Raw genomic sequence first — 20,042 nt, forward strand, 5'->3', positions numbered from 1 at the left:
GTCATCCGGGCACTTTTTAGCGTACTACGGTTCGAACCTCCACTTTGTTTTACCAAAGTTTCATTCTGCTCACGGATAGATCACCTGGTTTCGGGTCTATGTCAACAAACTAAACGCCCTATTCAGACTCGGTTTCCCTACGGCTGCGCTTTAATCCGCTTAACCTTGCTTGCTAACATAACTCGCCGGACCATACTGCAAGATGTACGCCATCACACATTAACGTGCTTTGACTACTTGTAAGTAAATGGTTTCAGAATCTATTTCACTCCCCTCTCGGGGTTCTTTTCACCTTTCCCTCACGGTACTAGTTCACTATCGGTGTCTGATTAGTATTTAGCCTTACCAGGTGGTCCTGGCAAATTCAGACAGGGTTTCACGTGCCCCGCCCTACTCAGGATACATTTATGAGATTATATAATTTTGCGTACAGGGATTTCACCTTCTTTGTCAAAGCATTCCAACTTTTTCTGCTATTATATAATTTTGTAACTCAATTAAAATGTCCTATAACCCCGTAAAAACGGTTTGGGCTCCTCCCATTTCGCTCGCCACTACTTTGGGAATCATTATTTATTTTCTTTTCCTGTTGTTACTAAGATGTTTCAATTCACAACGTATCTCGCTGCTTTAATTATGAATTCATTAAAGCGCAACCTAGGTTTGCTAGGTTGGGTTTCCCCATTCGGAAATCTCCGTATCATAGCTTATTTCCAGCTCCACGAAGCTTATCGCAGGTAATCACGTCCTTCATCGACTTTCAGACCCAAGGCATCCACCAAATACTCTTATTTATTTAAAAAGTTAAAACTATCTTCTGAGTATAGCCTATTTAGATAATATATCTTAAGGTATTTTAACAATTTTAGAGTTTTTTATAACTAAAAGTTATAAAATTTTAAAAATAAACTCGGTTTAATTTTAAAAGACTTTGGAATATTATCTGATTTTTAGATCAGATATAAAATTGTTACTATTCAGTTTTGAAAGAGCTAATTGTCTTTTTCAGACATTTTGAGAGTTTTAGAGCTCTCAAAACTAGGTACATAATCAATTTCAAATTGCTATTGTATTAAAAAATTCATTAAAAAAAGTTAAAAAAATTTACTTTACAAAAAAATAATATTTACAAAACTAAACAAGGAGAAAATGAATTAATAGAACAAATTATTTCAAATTATTAAATTTTCTAATGTGTTAGTTTGATTTTAACCACATTTAGTAGTAGTAATTTTCCGTAGAAAGGAGGTGTTCCATCCCCACGTTCTCGTAGGGATACCTTGTTACGACTTCACCCCAGTCATCGGTCCTGCCTTAGGCAATGGTCTCCGAGGTTAACTCACCGACTTTGGGCATTACCAACTCCCATGGTGTGACGGGCGGTGTGTACAAAACCCGAGAACGTATTCACCGCAGTATAGCTGACCTGCGATTACTAGCGATTCCGACTTCATGAAGTCGAGTTGCAGACTTCAATCCGAACTGAGACTACTTTTTTGAGATTAGCTTGACATCACTGTTTCGCTGCTCTTTGTAGTAGCCATTGTAGCACGTGTGTTGCCCCACTCGTAAGAGGCATGATGATTTGACGTCATCCCCGCCTTCCTCCGGTTTGCACCGGCAGTATCTCTAGGGTTCTCAACTTAATGTTAGCAACTAAAGAAAAGGGTTGCGCTCGTTGCAGGACTTAACCTAACATCTCACGACACGAGCTGACGACAACCATGCACCATCTGTCATCTCGTTAGCCTCCGCTATATCTCTATAGTTTTGCGAGGATGTCAAGAGTGGGTAAGGTTCTACGCGTATCTTCAAATTAAACCACATGCTCCACCGCTTGTGCGGGTTCCCGTCAATTCCTTTAAGTTTCACTCTTGCGAGCATACTACTCAGGCGGATCATTTAACGCGTTAGCTGTGCTAGTGACTTTTGCCACCAACTAATGATCATCGTTTACGGCGTGGACTACCAGGGTATCTAATCCTGTTTGCTCCCCACGCTTTCGTCCATTAGTGTCAATATATGACCAGTTAGCTGCCTTCGCCTATTGGTGTTCTTCCTAATATCTACGCATTCCACCGCTCCACTAGGAATTCCGCTAACCTCTTCATAATTCTATTTTGTCAGTATCTAAAGCGAACTAAAGTTGAGCTTTAGCATTTAACCTTAAACTTAACAAAAAACCTGCGGACGCTTTACGCCCAATAATTCCGGATAACGCTTGCGACCTATGTATTACCGCGGCTGCTGGCACATAGTTTGCCGTCACTTTCTAATAAGGTACCGTCAAGACTAAATCATTTCCTATCTAGTTTTTTCTTCCCTTACAACAGCAGTTTACATCCCTAAAGACTTCATCCTGCACTCTGTGTCGCTCCATCAAGCTTTCGCTCATTGTGGAATATTCCTTACTGCTGCCTCCCGTAGGAGTCTGGGCCGTATCTCAATCCCAGTGTGGCGGTACAGCCTCTTGGCCCCGCTAAACATCATCGTCTTGGTAGGCCTTTACCCTACCAACTAACTAATGTTGCGCACCCCCATTTTTTGGTGGAGCTTTAAAGGCTCCTTTTAATAAAAAAACATGCATTTTTTTATTTTATCCGGTATTAGCTGCTGTTTCCAATAGTTATCCCGGTCCAAAAGGTAGGTTAGGTACGTGTTACTCACCCATTTGCTACTAAATATATTAGCAAGCTAACATATTCCGTTCAACATGCATGTATTAAGCACACAGATAGCGTTTATCCTGAGCTAGGATCAAACTCTCATGATTGCGTTCAATTTGAAATTGGTTTTGAAATTATATACCTAGTTTTGAAAGATCTAAAAATTTTTTTGCCGTTTTAACAGCGTAACTCTAATTATATCACAAAAAAATTTTTTACAAATAATTTTTTTTTTTTTTTTACGCTGCCTGTTTCTTCATTTGAAACAAAGCTTAGTTATTATAACCCGGCAAAATAAAAAAACCAAGAAAAAAATAAAAAAATTTTTTTTCTTCTTTAATTTATATTATATATAGCCATTTTTGCTAATTTTTTTTATAAATTTTGTAAAATTTTAGGAGATTTTTTGCTTTGCATCAGCCAAAGATAATCTCGAAAATGACCCACCAATTTGAAAAAAAATATTTTTTTAAAATTTTTAATCAAATAAAAATATTTTTTTTCAAATTTGCAAATTTTTACATATTTATTTTGGGAAAATTTGCTTGTTTTTATTTTTTTGCTGCTTTTACAAAAAAACTTATAATTTATTATATTAATGTTTTTTAGGGGAGAAATATGCCGATTTGAAAAATTGTTTTATTAATAACAGGAATTTTTGCACTTTTGGTTGCGCTAGTCTCCTTTGTTTGAACATGAGTCAAAAAAAATAAATTAATTAAAAAATATAATTTTGAACACCAAAGTCAAAATTATGACCAGTGAATAGAACTAAAATCACAAGTCACTGAATTAGAAAGCGATATCTGGCTCGTTGAAAGTCTTGAATTTGTTATTAATAAAATAAGGGAAACAAATTCAAAAGCAAATTTATTTGTTGAAAAAGACGGAATTGTGGCTTGTCTTAGTCAGAAAAATATCCAAAATTCAACAAATACAGTTTTTGAATCTCATCTTGATCAAAACAGTTTGGCAAAAAATCTTGAAAAATTGCAAATAAATAATCTAAATTACACAAGCAATTGCGAAGCTTTTTTTGATTTTATTTTAATTTCGGCAGAAATTAACCCTAAAAATTTTCAAGAATTTTTAGAAAAGGTTAAAATTGGTGGACACTTAATCTGAAAATATAAAAAAAAGCAGCGAAGGGCAATTTTAAAAATGTTAAAATTGCACAAAATTCACTTCGATGAATTTTTTTATTATGATTTTTTGATAATTCAAAAAAAATAAATTAAAATTTTACTAAAAATTGTTTAAAAAGGAAAAAAAATGAAAAAAATAATGAATGATGAAGTTCTTTTAACCCAACAAAAACTTGATGAAATAAAAAAAGAACTTGAACATTTAATAAATGTTGAGCGTGTTAATGTAATTCAAGAAATCAAAGACGCTCGTTCTCAAGGCGATCTTTCTGAAAATGCCGAATATGATGTAGCCCGTGAAAAACAAGGGATAATTGAGTCAAAAATACGTGAATTTGAAGCTATTATTGCCAAAGCAAAAATAATTGAAACTCGTTCAGGATCAAAACGAGTTTCAATTGGATCAAAAGTTACCCTTAAAAATCTCGAAAGTGGTTTAGTTCAAACTTTTCAAATCGTTTCTTCAATTGACGCTGATCCTTTTGCCAATAAAATTTCCAATTTTTCGCCGATTGCACAAGTTCTTTTAGGTCAACATGAAGGCGATGAAGTTGAAGTTGATGTAAATGAAAAATATTCGGTTAAAATTTTGGAAGTAACTAACGAATAAAATGCATTTTTCAATAAAAAAATTTTTTCCTGATTCGCCAGAAATGTGGAAAAAATTTGCTAAAATTACTATCCCAGTAATTTTAGCAACGCTTTTTATTTCGATAAATAATTTTGTTGATAATTTCATGGTTTCCCAAATCAGTGGCGGAATTACGGCTGTCGGGATGGCCAATTTTTGAACAGGAATCGTTTTTTCTTTTATAATTTCGATTAACACAATCGGGTCAATTATTTTTGCCCAATACTGAGGAAAAAAAGAATTTAAACTGGCCCAACAAGTAAATAATATTAGATATATTCTTTCTTTTATTGTTATTTTATTTTTTGCTGTTCTCTCGTGAGCTTTTCCTGAAAGTCTGCTCAGAGTCGTTCAGTGAAGAAGGGGTTCGTCGGGTTTAGACCAAAGTATTTTTGATCAAGCAAAAAGTTACTTATTTATAATAAGTTTTTCTTGAATCTTGTTTGCCTACATTGTCACTTCCTCAGGAATTCTGCGTGAAATTGGGGTAATGAAAGTTTCTGTTCTTTTTAACACTTTGACCTTAGTAACGAATATTGGCCTTAATTTTTTGCTAATTCCGCTAATGGGAGTCGCTGGTTCGGCGCTTGCAACTGTAATTTCAAGACTAATAACCTCTTTTTTAATGTATTTGTATCAACTTTTTTATAGAAAAGAAATTAGTCTCTCAATTTTAAAAATGTTTCAAATTGAGAGACAAATTTGAAAGCAGTTTTTTGCCCGTTTTGTCGGAATGTCGCTTGTAACTATTGCCTCTTTAATCATTTCAGTCCGTTCCGTTCTTTGATCCCAAAGTTTGCCGCCTGGTTCAATTGGAATTGACGATGGCAGTGGCTTTTATAAATTTTGAGGTATTGGATTCTTAACTATTTCAGGAATAATTCTCACAATTGCTAACATTTTTTTTACAACTTTTGCCTCAATTCAGACAAGTGTTTCGATTGTTGTTGGTCAAAATTTAGGTCAAAATAAAATTGAACTAGCCAAAAAAAACGCTGCAATGTTAAAAGGTTTTTTATTTGTTGTTTCAGTTGTTATGTCAGTTGTTGCCTTTATTATCGTTTTTGCTATCACAAAAACTGACTTGATCACAACAGGAATTAAAGAACAAGTTCAAAAAGGACTCTCTGATTATTTTAAGGAAAATAATTTATCAGTTGACCAAGCGATTATTGACGCTCAAAAAGTTTTAGCCGTTGACTTTTATCTAAATCAGATTTTTATTATCTGTATAGTTATAATTTTAATTAATCCAATTTGGGTTCAAATCAATGCCTCTTTGACAATAATTAAGGCCGGCGGACGGGCTAATTTTGCTAGTTGGTGAGATTTTTTTACCGGTATAGGTCAACTTGTTTGACAAATTCTTATAGTTTTAGTTTTTATCCCTCTGATTTCTGAAGTTCATTTAAAACTTTTTATTTCACTGACAGTTTTTTACCTTTCAGATATTCTAAAGTGAATTATTTTTGAATTAATTTATCTAAAAAGCAATTGGGCGATTAATTTGACGCTTGAAAATTCGGCTCTAAAAGAATCTATCTAAAATGTTGTTGTTTATAATTTTTTTGCTATAATTTATTAAGTTAAACTCATTTTATAAGGGGAAAATTTTGGCAAAAGGAGAAATTTCATGGCTAAGTTGACGAATATGAAAATCTCTTTTGTGGCGATTTTCATATCAATTTCGGTAATTATGTTAATAATCGGAGTCAGATTGGCTCCTTTTGCTCTTTTGCCTAATTTTCGCTTTTCAATTATTGGACTGCCGATTAAAATAACAGGCTTTATTTTTGGGCCAATAGTTGGTTTTTTAACTGGTTTTTTATCAGATTTAATTACTTTTTTGTTCATTCCGGGCGTTTATTCTTGGTATTATACTCTTAGTCTTTCACTTACTGGGTTTATTCCTGGCATTTTCTTTTGATTTTTTGTTGTTCAAGGGAAAAAATGATTTCAAAAAGATAAAATTTTAGAACGCCTAGGAGATAAAATTTTTACCCAAAAGCGAGAAATTTTTAACTACACTTATCATGCAATTAGCCATAACTCAAAAGATTCAAACTTAGAGCGAAAAATGCGGCAAAAATTGCTTAGATTACAAAAAAAAGTTGCTAAAGTTCAAGCCTGAACTGAAGAAAAAGCTTTATTGAATTTTTATTGAATATCGAGCTTTTTTGTCCTGGCTTTAATAGCTTCGGCAGTTATTTCGACGGTTATGTTTAATTCTTCTATTGATTTTAGCAAAGCGCGCTTCATTTCTAGCAAAACTTCGTTTTTAATTTTGATTCTTTTTGGTACTTTTTCAATGATTATCTTTTTACTTGTTGCTCGTTTTATTAACTTTTTCCGTAAAAATGAGCGATATTTAACTCTTGTTCCAATCGTTGCATTTTCTGCCTTACATGAGCCAATTGCAAGTGTTCTTGCCGCAAAAGGTGATGTAGAATCTGGTGCACTTAATAATTTTGAAACCGCTTTTTTGACGCATATAATTATTTCCCCTATCAAAATTTGGATTAATGCCTCTGTTATTTATTTCACTGCAAGAGCTGTTTTACCGCTAGTTTATAAAAAATTCTCTTACTCTCTTACTTAAATTATGGAAAATATTATTAATTTTAATAACGAGAAAAAGCAAAAACTTGTTTTTCATAATATAAAAAATAAGTATTGAAACTATTTTAGTCTTGAATTAGATGCAAAACAATGCGGATTTATTTATTCTTCTGATCCAAATTTTTTTAATGAATTCAAAACAATTCTTCAAAAAGAAAATTCTTATAATGGATTTATTCTTGAAAACGACAGACCTTATGATTACAGCAAAAACAGTTGTTTTTCAGATTTTTTATCAAAAGAAATGTATGAAAGAATTAAAAAAAAGCTCGTTATTCAGGTTCTTTTATCCCATTGAAACACAAAGCCATTTGAAATTGAAACTAATACAACAAGAAAATACATGTTGTATCTAACAATGCCCGAAATTGATCAATTTCTGACAAATATGGATAATCAAATAACTAATTTATTGGAAAAAAGTGCTTTTTTTTCTTTTAATTTTACCGAAATGGTCAATAAAATTAAAAGCGATTATAAAAAATTAAACGAAAATTTTTATAATCTGTACATAAAAACAGAATTAAATCCAAAAGTTGAGCAAGAAAATTTAAACCAAGAATTAAAACTTAGCAACCCTTTTTTTGATTCTAAATTTGACAACTTTAAAAGCAATGAAACAACCCAAAATGCACTAAAAATTATTAAAAACGATATAAAAAACATTATTAGCCAACATAATTCGCTAACAAATTCGGCCGATGCCGACCTTTATAAAATAAAAATTTTTACTACTGGCTATACTTGCTTTTTGAATTTGATAAAACAAAGTGGAAATTTCAGGTGACTGTCAACTGAGCAAATATTTCAAATTTACTACGAATTTGAAGTTTGGATGTCTAAACTGTTAAATCAAAAAAGTCTTGATAATATTCCAAGTGTCCAAAACTTTTTTGATAAAACTTTTGCTGATGATTTTTGACTTTTTTGGAAAAAAAATCGTCAGCAAAAAATGCTTGAAGAAAAAAATAAAAAGGCACAAAAACACTTTAGAACAAAGAAAATTAACTCTTTTCGCAAGGAAAATCCCTACTACCAAAATCTTAAAGTAAACAGCAAAACTTTGCTACGCGCGAATGTTTTGTGACAACATGAAGTAATTAGAATGAAAAAAAGCCTTAAAAAGAAGAATTTTCGTAACTCTTTTTTTGCAAAAAGACTTTGAGTTGCTTCTATTGAAAACAAGTTAAGAAGACTAAAAAATAAAATTTCAAAAAGCGAATATTGGACTCATTTTGCTTTTTTAAGAGACACCTTGGTGGACTTAAAAAATTTTTTTTACTATTATAATTTAAGCAGAATTGATACTTTTTTGAGAAAAAATCAATTTTTGATTTTTTGCTTTGAAAACAAAATTAATTTTGACATTCTTTACCAATTTTACGGTGAGCTTCCTGAAAATATTTTGTTTTTTTTAGAACTAAAAAAAACAAAAATGGGCAATTATTCTCGCTTTTTGTTTGACGAAAATTCTTTTTACTTAGGCACTACTTACAAACAAAAACTTTTTCAGCATTTTTTTAATGATGGCGACAATTTAGTCCAACTTTTCATTTGTGCAAAGCGGTCAATCAAACCTATTCGTGATTTTAGCATTGTTTTTATTGAAAACGGTACTTTAATTGAATATATTCAAGAGGTAGATTTGCCTTTGACGCCAAAAACCACATTTGCTAAGTTTTTTTACCAAAATAGTAGTTTTGATCGAACTAATTTGTATTTGCTTGAAACGCAACTTTACAAGCAAATACAAAACGAAGTTTTTCGAAAAAACCCCTCTGGAATCAACAACAATTTTGAATATTATGCTGATTTTTGAAATCCTATCAAAAATATAAAAGTAACTAACGAATTTTCAAGCCAAAATACACTTTTGGACGAAGATATTCTTGTCATAAATTTATAATGGGTGAATCATGGAAAATAAATATAATCATAAAACAGTTGAAAAAAATAGAAACCAAAAATGACTTGATAAGCGTTTTTTTTATGCTAGCACAAATCCAAAAAAACCTTTTTCCATCATAAGTCCGCCCCCAAATGTTACAGGACACTTGCATTTAGGTCATGCTTGAAATATTTTTATTCAAGATTCTTTGATTAGATTTCATAAACTTCAAGGCTTTGACGTTCTTTTATTGCCTTGTGTTGATCATGCCGGAATCGCTACTCAGGCAAAAGTTGAAGCTTTTTTAGCAGAAAAAAATATCTCTAAATTCGATTTAGGCCGCCAAAAATTCATCGAAAAATGCTATCAGTGAAAAGATCAGCAATACATAAAAATCAAAGAACAGTGAAATAAATTAGGAATTGCCTTTGATTATTCCAAAGAAAGATTTACCCTTGATGATGAGGCTCAGGTTGCTGTTTCAAATTTTTTTATCAAATTATGAGAAAAAAATTTGATTTATCGCGGAAAAAGAGCGATAAATTGGGATGTAAAGCTACAAACCGCGCTTTCAAATATTGAGGTTATTAACAAACCTGTAAACCAAAAAATGTATTATTTAAAGTACTTTTTGAAAGACTCGAGCGAATTTTTGACCGTGGCAACAACAAGAATTGAAACTATTTCATCCGACGTTGTCTTAGCCGTAAATCCAAAAGATAAAAGATATTCAAGCTTTATTGGCAAAGAAGTTATTCATCCTTTGACTAAAAAAATTATAAAAATAATTGGTGATTCAAATGTCAGTCAAGATTTTGGCTCAGGGGTTATGAAAGTTTCGGCTCATTCGATTTTGGACTTTGAAATTTTAGAAAAAAATGGCTTGTCGGCCGAAGATTGCATTGATGACTATGGTAATTTAAATAAAAATACCCTTGAATTTGAAGGTAAAAATCGATTTCAGGCCAGAGATTTAATCGCAAAAAAACTTGAAAATGAAGGCCTTTTGATTAAGACTGAAGACGTTGTTTCAAATGTCGGATTTTCACAAAGAAGTGGTGAAATCGTCGAAATTCTTAAAAAACCACAGTGATTTGTCAAAATGGATGAATTAGCTCAGTCTTTAATTTCACACTTGAATTCAAAAGATAAAGTTCTATTTTATCCACGCGGATTTGAGAAAAATTTAAGAAAATGATTTGACAAAATCCACGACTGAACTATTTCACGCCAACTTTGATGAGGTCACAGAATCCCTGTTTGGTATAAAAATGACGAATTTAAGGTGCAAATAGCATCACCTGGTCAAGGTTGAACTCAAGATCCAGACGTTCTTGATACTTGATTTTCATCAGGAATTAGCGCCTTTTCTTTTTTAGGATGGCCTAATAATTCTGAATTAATTAAGTCCTATTTTCCGACAAATTTGCTCGTTACTGGGTGAGATATCTTGTTTTTCTGAGTTGCTAGAATGTATTTTTCCTCTCTTTTTGTTATGGATAAAAAACCGTTTGAAAAAGTTCTACTTCACGGCCTTATTCGCGATGAAGAAGGGCGAAAAATGTCAAAATCACTCGGAAACGGGATTGATCCTATGGAAATAATTGAAAAATACGGGTCAGATTCTTTAAGACAAATGCTTCTTTTTAACTCAAGTCCAGGAAAAGATATAAGATTTAGCGTTGAAAAATTAAATTCAGCTTGAAATTTAAGCAATAAACTTTGAAATATTGCAAAATATATTAAAAGCTTAGATAATTCTCATAGAAAACCAGATTTTATCGACTTTTGAATGGAAGGTAAAATTTATGATTTTAAAAAACAAATTGTAAAAAACATTAAAAAATATAATTTTAGTGTTATTGGAACCGAAATTAATAATTTTATTTTTGGAGATTTTTCTTCTCGTTATATAGAATTGATTAAAACTAGACAAAACGGTTTTTATGCTAGAAAATTATTAAAAAGTGTCTTGATAATTTTGCACCCTTTTATGCCTTTTTTGACTGATTTTTTGATGGAAGAAATCTTTAATGAGGAAATTTTGGAACAAAAAATGCCTAGAGTTAGGCGATTTAGTGACAATCAAAAGGTCGAAAATATCCTTGAAATTATCGATAGTTTAAGATTTTACCGTGAAAATTTACAGATTTCAAAGAAAATTATGTTGGAATTTTGCGTTCTTGATGCTGAGTTTCAAAAAGAAGAAATTGAGATTATTAGTAAATTTGTTTTTGGAAAATGGGTTCCAAACAATGAATTTATTATTAAAACCAAAAACTTTAAAATTTCGCTTAAAATTCCTGAAGAAGTAAAAAAAGCACAAGAAGAAAACGATAAAAAAGAAATTCAGTTCTTAAAAAGCGAAATTTTAAGGGCAGAAACTTTGCTTTCTAATCAAAAATTTGTTGAAAAAGCGCCTAAAGAAAAGGTTGAACAAGAACGTGAAAAACTTAAGAAATTTAAGGAAAAATTAGAATTTTACGAAAAAAAATAGTTTATTTTTTTCCGATTACCCCTAGTTCCCCGCTTTGATGGCAAAAATTCACTTTTTAGTGAATCTGAATATGAAAAAATACCCGTAAATTCGGGTTTTTTGCCGCTAAAATCTTAATTTTTCCCGAGTTTCCCAGTTTTAAGACAAAAATTCACTTTTTAGTGAATATAAATATGAAGAAACACCCGTAAATCGGTGTTTTTTTAATGTAAAACCTTAATTTTATAAGTAGCATTTGGTAGCATTTTAAGTAATTTTATGGTATAATTATAAATTATGAAAAAACAAAAATTAACTAAGTTGGTTTAGTATCGATGTTGCAAAAATTAAGACAAAGGGTTGAATTTAACACTTTAGATCAGCAAATTATATTTAAAAAACACGATGGTGTCCCTAGCGATCCAAACATTTGAAATAGATATGATTTTTACTTTGATATCTTAATAAATCACTAATAAAATTGTAACCAACTTTTACCAAAAAACTTAAAAAAGTCCCTAAAACCGGATACTTTTTTAAAATTACCTTATGAAACTGGGAAACTCGGGAAAATTAACCTTTTGCAAAAAAAAAAAAAAAAATGCTTGGTCAAAAATAAAGTTATGTTATAATTAAGCTAACTTAAGAATGAATTAATAAATTTTGATATTGAATTAAGGGGGAATTAATTATGTTTTTACCGTAAAAATTAGAAAATGCGAATTATGGGTGTGTTCATAATCTTGTGTTTTAAATTTTTATGGATTTTTCAAATAGAAATGTAATCTAATTTAATTTTACATTATTTAACCGATTAGGGAAAATAATTTCTAATTGTTTTTTAATCATGAATCAATTTCTTACCTTTTGTCATTTTGTAGATGCGTTTTGGAGAGTTAAATAAGTTATTTTTGAAAGGTAATTTACACTTTGAATTCCGCCTTTTGTTTTTGTATTTTTCCTAATTATTCTATTCATTGACTCAATTAAATTTGTCGTATAAATTGCTTGCCTCAATTCATATGGATATTTAAAAAATGTCGTTAGTTCAACGAAATTTGTATACCAAGACTTGATAATTGAAGGATATTTTTGGCCTCATTTTTCCGCAAATTTATCAAGATTTTGCATTGCAAATTCTTGATTAGCCGCTTGATAAATCTTTTTCATATCAAGGACAAACTCTTTTTTGTCTTTGTTAGAAACTTTTAAAAGCGAGTTTCTAATTTGGTGAACAACACATTTTTGAACATCTGTTTGCGGGAAAACCGCTTCAATTGCTTGACTAATTCCGCTTAGATTATCGCAAGAAATTATTAGAACATCTTCCAGCCCGCGAGTTTTTAGTTCGTTAAAAACATCAAGTCAATTACTTGCTGATTCGGTATTTTTAATCCAAAATCCCAGTGCTTTTTTATTTCCGTCCCAATCAATTGCAAGAATAAGATAAAGTGATTTTTTGACAAAAACACCGTTTTCTTTAACATTAAAAAACATCCCATCAATGTACAAAATTGGATAGGAATTCTCAATTTTTCGCGATTTTCACTTTTCAATTTCAGGCAATAATTTGTCAGTAACTGAAGAAATTCAGGCATTACTTATTTCTTTTTTATAGATACTTTTTATTGTGTTAACAATATTTTCATATGACATTCCTGATGCAAAAAGTGAAAACACTTGCTCTTCGATATCGCCTAAATTTGTTTCGTATTTACCGAGTAATTTGTTCTCAAAAGTGCCATTTCGATCTCTTGGTATTTTTAGACGAAAACTATTATGATTATAATTCACAGTTTTGTCCGAAAATCCGTTTCGCTTATTTGGCCTATGCACGCCTTTTTTGCTTCGGTTACTTTTTTCATAGCCTAAATGTTGGCTTAATTCCGCCCTTAAGAGCGCCTCAGTAAAAGTTTTAAACATATGCGAAATTTCGTTGTGAAAATCTTCTTTTTTTATTTTTTTATAATCAGCGTATTTGTCAACAAGTTTTTTAGCTTCTAACTCAAATGGGGATAATGTTTTTTGCTGTTTTTTCATATTTTGGTCCTTCATAATAAATTTTATCAAAATAAATTTACTTTAAAAACACAAAATATTTAACATTACCCGAATTATCCATTATATTTTTAAATATGATGGAATGCCTTAAATTTACCCGTTTAGAAATCTATAAATTTAGGGCTTTTGGTTATTGTTCTTTCAAAACTTCATATGTTTTTTTAGGCTCAATTCAAATAGAAAACTCGTTTTTATTTGCATTGAGTTTAAATAGTAGTTGTATTTTTTATGAATTTTGTTGTTTTATCCATAAGTTGATTTTTGCTAGTGTTTTAAAATAGGTAATTAATTTTTGCCAAAAAAAAGTTAAAAAAGCGGCAACCGGACGCTTTTTTAAGATTATCTCATCAAAGTGGGAAAATCGGGATTTTACGAAAAAATAAACTATTTTTTTTCGATTATTATAGAAAAATTATTGTCAAAGTTAGTTGTTTTACCTTCAAAAGGAACAACAAAAGTTTGGGTAAAAAATCTAACAAACGGATAATCTGATAATTTATTTTTTGGATCTTCTGTTTTAGAAAAAAATGCTTCGGGATTAGCGTTTTTTTCATATTTATCAGATTTATACTCCAAATTAATCACTGAAATGTTTGAATCTAGGGAATTTTTTTGCGTTATTTCGTGTTTTAGATTGTTTTGTTTTTGATCTAATGTGAAAGTGATTTCTTTTTTTACAAAATCAATATTTTTTAAATAAAGCTTGTAATTAGGGAATGTTTCTGATTCAAGAAAGCCAAATAAATTTTTTTCTGTACTTTGGGGATCGTTAGGATCTTTTCTTTTATAAGCGAAAGAATTGAGCATTTGATTAACATTTATTTGCAAATAATTCTTGCTATCATTTGAAATTAGATCTTTTTTTAGTAATTTTAACTCAACAGAAGAATACGGGGTTAAGGTTCGAGGGAATTTTGTTGAATTTTCGGGTATGCTGATTTTTTGGCCGTTTTGTTCAAATTCTGTGAAACCAACTGAAGTTGGAATTACATAAACAAACCAAAAATCCTTTGCATTTTCGGCTACAGTTGGGACATAAATTGAGTCAGGGCCTTGATTTAATTGGCGCTTAGTTTTTTGAAGTTGCTTAGAATTGTAGTAGCGATTTATTAAGTTTAAGTATGTTATTTGTGAATTTGGACTGAATCTTGATATATATTCGGGATCTATTTTTTGTGAATTTGAAATTTTTGGAGCATCCGTTAGATTAAGTAGGTAAAATTGTGAATCTTTTTGCTCGTATATTTGCTGCTGTTTTTCGGCAGGAATTTCAATTAAACTCTCTGAATTAATGAATTTTTTCAAATTTACAGCATTTTGAACGCCCAGACCTATTGGATTTTTAAACCCATCATCAGTTTTATCAGTATCTCCACATGAGGCTATGATAAAAACAGTTTGTGGTATTCAAAAACTACTAAATAGAAAATGCCGAAAAATTTTTTTTACTTTTTTGTTAAAATTCACAGTTAAATTTAAATAAATCCTTCTAAAATTAATACATTTTATGACTCAAAAAAATTAGCTTTAAAGATTTTTAAGCGCTCAGGTCCTTCGGAGTTAATGAATTTATTTGCCAAACTTAAATATGAACCATAGCTAAAAATTAGTTCTCTTTTATTTTTGAAAGTAAAACTTCATAAGAAAAATAGGACTTTGTTGGCAAAAAGATCGGGATTTTGCAATATATTTTGATCTATTTCAAAAGGAAGTTGTAAAACGGTGTCCTGATTTTTATTAGCGAGCCGGTTTTCTAAAACTCTTAAAAAATCATCTCAATTCAAACCAGTGTCACAAATTTCTTTTTTTGGCAAAATATTAGCTTGCTTTTTGTTAGGTAAATGTTTGAAATCTCAATTTTCTAGTAAATCAACCGGAAAGTCAAATTCCTGTTTTTCAAAATCGGCAACAGCGGTTGCAATAATTGTAAGGTTTGCGGGAATATAAATTTTTTGGTCTTCATTTGAAAAAACATACGAAGAAACTTCTGGAAGTGAAATTGAAAAAAAACTGTCAGCTTTTTCATCGCGGTAAAAAAGCGGTTTTAGTTGTGAAACTAAATCAATTCCAACTTTTTTATCCATGTTTTCAAGAATTAAGAAATATTTTTTATCTGGATTTCGAAATGAGCTTCTCAAAATCCGCGAAAATGGACCGGGAACAAAATTAGCCTGATTTTTTTCATCAACACTAAAATCACTGTAACCAACAAAATCTTGAATAGTGTAACTATCAGAAAAAGTAGCTATTTCATAGTTATTTTTGTCCAAATCGTGTTTAAAAATATCGTTTTTAATTTCAAGATAAATTTGGTTTTGGGATGGAGAAATTAAAAATATATTCTTACCGGATATAATTTTTGTTGGTTTTTGTCTTATTGTGATTTCGTCTTTAATTTTTCTTTTTTCTAATAAGTTAAAGAAATTTTGTTTAAATTTGGGTTGATTTAGTAAATTTTTAATTGAAAAGTCGATTAATTTATATACGTTATTAATAAAATAATTATAATAATGCTCTCTGGATTTTAAAAATGTAGAAGCTGGGGGTTTTACATCATTAATTTGGGTTTGAGATTCTGTCGGTAAATAGCAAATTTTTTCTGAATCTACGGAGTCTTTTTCTGGCTCTTCTGTTTTTTGTTCTGCTGTTTTGATGTGCTCAATTTTAGTTGACTCTGTATTTAATGATTTTGAACTGATAGTTTGTGAATTTTCGCAAGGACAGGAAAGAATTTCAGAAGAATGTAAAATGCGAGTCAAAGATTTTTTTGTTTTGTTTGAATATTCTTCGGGTGAATTTTCTGAATTTTTCTCAGTATTTTCAGGTCAATATGTTACTTGAGAATCTAAAATTACTCCTAAATTCATAGGATAATTTTGGTTTTCTGATAAAGTTTTGAGGTCATTTTCGCAGCAACCTTGACTATTAAATGTAGGTGTGTAAAATTGGGAAAATTCGCCTGAATTACACTTTTTTTCAGCGGGTTTCATTGTGTCTTCGACATTTTTAATTTCAGGTTCGTTTAACTTAGTTGTTGTCTCTGGTTGTTCAGTTTGATCTAAAACTTCGTTTTGGGATGTCAAGTCGTTCTGAGTGTCTTCTTTTTCGGTCTGAGTTTCATTTGTAGTTTCAGTTGAAGCTTGATTTTTAGCTAAAACCGAAGGTATTTCTTGTGTTTTATTTTCCAGAACACTTATGATATAGTCATAATTTGCTTGAGAATTTGAGGTTAAATAATTAGATCATTTTTCCGGATCTAGCCTTATAGCGCTTGCTTTTTCAAAATTATGCGATTCTAATTGATTGTTGCATTTGCTTATTAGTTCATCAATTCTTGAATATCAATAATCAAAAAGTTTTATTTTAAAAAATTTTGTGCTATATTGTTGGCTTTTTTCGCGAAAAGATAAAACTTCAAAAAAGATCCCAGAAATTAGGATATAAAAAATATGGTCTTTTTGTGTTAAATTGTAACGCTGAAGTTTTTCATCAAACTCGGGACAAGAAGGCTCTCCGAAATTAAAATTATCAAAAATTTCATCAACCGAAACTGGTTCGTTTTTCTTCTTTTTGAGCAATTCTAGCGTCATTTTAAACAAGTGGCGATATTCTTCATTAATAAAAGTAACCAAATTAAACAAAATAATGCTTATATATTCGCGCACTTTTATTGTTCCGTTATTTATTAATTTAGCTAAAATATTAAGTTTTTGCTGTCCATTAACTAAAATATTAGTTTTTGCAATCCCGAGTTGAGAGGCTAATCTTATGTGTTCGCTCAAATCTCCAACTGGTTTTCAGTTTTTGTTTTTGTAAATTTTTAGCCATTTACTTTTAAAATTTGGGTTTATTTCTTCTTTATTTAAATAAAGTGCTTTAATTAATATTTCTAAACTTTCGGCTTTTCGAAGGTGTGTATTTGAAATAAGTGTTCAAATACAAGGTGAAATTTTGTTATTCATTTAGTATCTCCGTAGATTTTTAAACTTTTTAAACTTTTTAAACTTTTTAAACATTTAATACTATTTTAGCGAATTTTTGCGAACCTTTATTTATATTATTAGATCCATTTTTTCCTACGCATTCAGGGTTGAACTTTTTCACGATAAGTCTTGGATTTTTGGAAATAATGAACGCCAAGTGCTTGCATAATTTCTCAAATACCACCAATAATTCAATAAATTTGAAGTGAAGCTTGAAAAATTACTCCAAAAAACACGAAAATTATCGACATGATTCTTTGTGTTTTTACTTGTTTTTTATATGTCTCATTTTCCTGAGCATTTATTATTCTTTTTGTTTTATTTTTATTTAAAAGTTTTGGGATTATTTGCTGTAATCCTTGAACTATAACCGTAATAATTATTATTGGAAGATAAATCCATTGTCCGTCAAAAAGTTTTTGATAAGAAGTTGCTGCTAATTCAAGACCTAAAAAATAAGTAACTTTGAAGCTAGGAATTCCCTGGAGTGCTCGTCAAACCGCTATAAAAATAGGCATAGTTACTAAAATTTGGGAAAAAGGCGCAAATGGTGAAAAATTATTTTTCTTATAAAGATCGGCAACTTCTTGTCGATGACGTTGTTGCATGACTTTATTTTTTTTGTAATTTTCGTATTTTGCATCAATTTTAGCTTTTTTTAGTTGCAGTTCATTTTGCTTATTTTGACCAAAAATTGTTTTAAATCTGAAAGCAAAAGAAATAAGTTTCGTTATTACAACGATTGTTAAAATCGCCAAAATTGTTATTCAACCAGATCAGGCAGATAATGACTGAGACGAGGTTACTCAAGTAATTATTTTAGAAATCGGGTAAACAAACATTGCATAAAAAGGCCCTAATTTCCACGACTCAAGTCAACTAACAATCGGGAATGATGGAACTTGATTTTGGAAAGCGATTTTTCTTGCAAATTCTTCGTCGTTATTATTCCAGTTGTAAGTTTTGTTTTGTATATCAATTCGGGAAAAATTAATAGGAAAAATTATTTTTTTTATAGACTCAGCATATCCGGAAATAATTTTTTCAGTTTCAGGGGAAATTTCTTTTCCTGCTTTTGTTTCAAATTCTTGAATTGCATTTTCCAATTTATTGTTTGAAAATTCTGGCAATGCAATTAATTTATTATAAAGAACTTGAAGTACATCACGACTAAAAATTGCATAACTGCGATTAACAGGAGGGAGTTTGTCGTCTATTTTAAAGAAAAACTGGTCAATTTTTTCAGTTATGTTGGCTGTATCATTGTTATTTTGAAAATTAAAATTATTAATAGGCAAACTTTTGGCGTTCTGCAGACTTTCAAAATAATTTTTATCAGCTTTTTGACTAAAATATTTTGGAGATGGAAGTTTTATTTCAGTTCAAACAGTTTTTTGCTCATATGATTTTTGTGCAGAACTGAAAAAAATAAATTCATTAGTTTTGTCACCTTTTAAATATTCAAATTCATTTTCATTATTTTGGAACAAAAGAAGTGAATTAAACTCACCAAAATCAGAATTTTTATCTCCAATTTGTTGTCTTAAGACGTTTAAAATGCTTTCTTGATTTACTTTTTTTGAGTCAGCTGAAATCAAAAAGTTATTGTTTTTTGTAGCTAATTCAATACCAGGCGCACTTTCATTTTCTGATTTTTTAAAAATTGTATAATTTGGGGTTATTTCTTCTTTAGAATTATAAAACTCAAGCGCTTCGCCAACATTATGCGAAGTTTTTACAACTAATGATTGAATACAACCGGTTAGAGAAATTCCGAAAATAATAGTGTAAAAAAAGACTTTCAAAAATTTGAAAATAGATTTGAAGTTTTTGAAGCTATTTTTTTTTGAACCGTTTTGGTTCTGGAAGTAATCAAAAGCCTTTGGTCGTGTTTGTTTATTTTTCATTTTTTTGGAATTCTTTGAATATTTTAATAATTTCGTTCTCTTTTTCTTTAAAATTAAGTGTTAAAAATGATTTTCTTGTTATTAAAATTACTCGAAATTTTGGTGCAGAAGGTCAATTTTTTTGAAGGCTGTGAAGAATATTTTTGATTTGCCTTTTATAATAATTTCGTTTAACTGCATTAGCAAATTTTTTCGGAATTGAAATACCAATTTCGAAAAAAGCAAATTTTGAATAATAAAGAATAAGAGAATTTGTAACTATCTGTTTTTTAGATTCGATTATTGCTTGGAATTCTCAATTTTTTTTAATAGTCGGAATTTTTTGCAAAATTATCCTAAAAACTATTTATCTGATACAGTTAATCTTTTACGACCTTTTAATCTTCGAGCTGCTAAAATTTTTCTACCGTCAGCAGTTGACATACGTGCGCGGAAGCCATGAGTTTTTATGTGTTTTAATTTATTTGGTTGGTATGTTCTTTTCATGATATCTCCTTTTGTTTTATTTGTTTTTTTAAAAATATTGCTAAAATTTAAAAAAACATAGTTTTTTTGTTGACTTGCACCCAAAATTGTATAGTTAAATTTTAACACTTTTTATATTCTTATATAAAAATAAAGTAAACGTTTCTAAATTTTACCACAAAAGAAGGAAAATCAAAAAAA

13 protein-coding genes and 2 rRNA genes (1 of these 15 cut by a window edge) are annotated in these 20,042 nt (G+C 30.0%); 7 read left to right on the forward strand and 8 right to left on the reverse strand.

Annotated elements, in window-relative coordinates:
- Nucleotides 1-802: ribosomal RNA gene (locus V3249_RS04145) — 23S ribosomal RNA — on the reverse strand; it reaches 2,098 nt to the left of the window's first position.
- Nucleotides 803-1,241: 439 nt separating this feature from the next.
- Nucleotides 1,242-2,773, reverse strand: a 16S ribosomal RNA gene (locus V3249_RS04150).
- Together the 16S and 23S rRNA genes form the textbook arrangement of a ribosomal RNA operon.
- 511 nt (nucleotides 2,774-3,284) lie before the next feature.
- Here V3249_RS04150 and V3249_RS04155 point away from each other — a divergent pair.
- The 7 genes from V3249_RS04155 to V3249_RS04185 all read left to right on the forward strand — a co-directional run bounded on the left by V3249_RS04155 (nucleotide 3,285) and on the right by V3249_RS04185 (nucleotide 11,901).
- Nucleotides 3,285-3,899, forward strand: coding sequence for a BC85_0335 family putative methyltransferase (locus tag V3249_RS04155; protein WP_337902440.1), 615 nt, complete (start codon nucleotides 3,285-3,287; stop codon nucleotides 3,897-3,899).
- Nucleotides 3,900-3,938: 39 nt separating this feature from the next.
- On the forward strand, nucleotides 3,939-4,421 hold the full coding sequence (greA, locus tag V3249_RS04160; protein ID WP_252263052.1) for a transcription elongation factor GreA: 483 nt from the start codon (nucleotides 3,939-3,941) through the stop codon (nucleotides 4,419-4,421).
- A gap of 1 nt (nucleotide 4,422) precedes the next feature.
- Nucleotides 4,423-5,988: an MATE family efflux transporter gene (locus V3249_RS04165; protein ID WP_341517536.1), complete on the forward strand. Its 1,566-nt coding sequence runs from the start codon at nucleotides 4,423-4,425 to the stop codon at nucleotides 5,986-5,988.
- An 87-nt stretch (nucleotides 5,989-6,075) separates the two neighbouring features.
- Nucleotides 6,076-7,041: a LytS/YhcK type 5TM receptor domain-containing protein gene (locus tag V3249_RS04170; protein WP_337896756.1), complete on the forward strand. Its 966-nt coding sequence runs from the start codon at nucleotides 6,076-6,078 to the stop codon at nucleotides 7,039-7,041.
- Between the two features lie 3 nt (nucleotides 7,042-7,044).
- On the forward strand, nucleotides 7,045-8,967 hold the full coding sequence (locus V3249_RS04175; RefSeq protein ID WP_337902438.1) for a hypothetical protein: 1,923 nt from the start codon (nucleotides 7,045-7,047) through the stop codon (nucleotides 8,965-8,967).
- Nucleotides 8,968-8,977: 10 nt separating this feature from the next.
- Entirely contained in the window at nucleotides 8,978-11,446 is a 2,469-nt protein-coding gene (locus V3249_RS04180) for a valine--tRNA ligase (protein ID WP_341517537.1), read from the forward strand.
- 314 nt (nucleotides 11,447-11,760) lie between these two features.
- Nucleotides 11,761-11,901 (forward strand): hypothetical protein, encoded by a 141-nt coding sequence (locus V3249_RS04185; RefSeq protein WP_252263094.1) that lies wholly within the window; start codon nucleotides 11,761-11,763, stop codon nucleotides 11,899-11,901.
- A 310-nt stretch (nucleotides 11,902-12,211) separates the two neighbouring features.
- Here the strand turns inward: V3249_RS04185 and V3249_RS04190 are convergent, their stop codons facing one another.
- The 6 genes from V3249_RS04190 to rpmH all read right to left on the reverse strand — a co-directional run bounded on the left by V3249_RS04190 (nucleotide 12,212) and on the right by rpmH (nucleotide 19,862).
- Nucleotides 12,212-13,465 (reverse strand): IS256 family transposase, encoded by a 1,254-nt coding sequence (locus tag V3249_RS04190; RefSeq protein WP_341517461.1) that lies wholly within the window; start codon nucleotides 13,463-13,465, stop codon nucleotides 12,212-12,214.
- Nucleotides 13,466-13,870: 405 nt separating this feature from the next.
- On the reverse strand, nucleotides 13,871-14,953 hold the full coding sequence (locus tag V3249_RS04195) for a hypothetical protein (RefSeq protein WP_337902485.1): 1,083 nt from the start codon (nucleotides 14,951-14,953) through the stop codon (nucleotides 13,871-13,873).
- A gap of 38 nt (nucleotides 14,954-14,991) precedes the next feature.
- The gene (locus V3249_RS04200) at nucleotides 14,992-17,448 is read right to left on the reverse strand and encodes a hypothetical protein (protein WP_337902486.1); all 2,457 of its coding nucleotides are present in this window, start codon (nucleotides 17,446-17,448) and stop codon (nucleotides 14,992-14,994) included.
- Nucleotides 17,449-17,546: 98 nt separating this feature from the next.
- Nucleotides 17,547-19,376 (reverse strand): membrane protein insertase YidC, encoded by a 1,830-nt coding sequence (yidC, locus tag V3249_RS04205; RefSeq protein ID WP_341492151.1) that lies wholly within the window; start codon nucleotides 19,374-19,376, stop codon nucleotides 17,547-17,549.
- Nucleotides 19,366-19,704: a ribonuclease P protein component gene (gene rnpA / locus V3249_RS04210; RefSeq protein ID WP_044284280.1), complete on the reverse strand. Its 339-nt coding sequence runs from the start codon at nucleotides 19,702-19,704 to the stop codon at nucleotides 19,366-19,368. The genes yidC and rnpA overlap by 11 nt, the downstream gene beginning before the upstream one ends.
- A gap of 14 nt (nucleotides 19,705-19,718) precedes the next feature.
- On the reverse strand, nucleotides 19,719-19,862 hold the full coding sequence (gene rpmH, locus V3249_RS04215; protein WP_044284298.1) for a 50S ribosomal protein L34: 144 nt from the start codon (nucleotides 19,860-19,862) through the stop codon (nucleotides 19,719-19,721).
- Nucleotides 19,863-20,042: the final 180 nt, after the last annotated feature.

This window comes from Mesomycoplasma ovipneumoniae, assembly GCF_038095995.1.
Classification (GTDB): domain Bacteria; phylum Bacillota_I; class Bacilli_A; order Mycoplasmatales; family Metamycoplasmataceae; genus Mesomycoplasma; species Mesomycoplasma ovipneumoniae_F.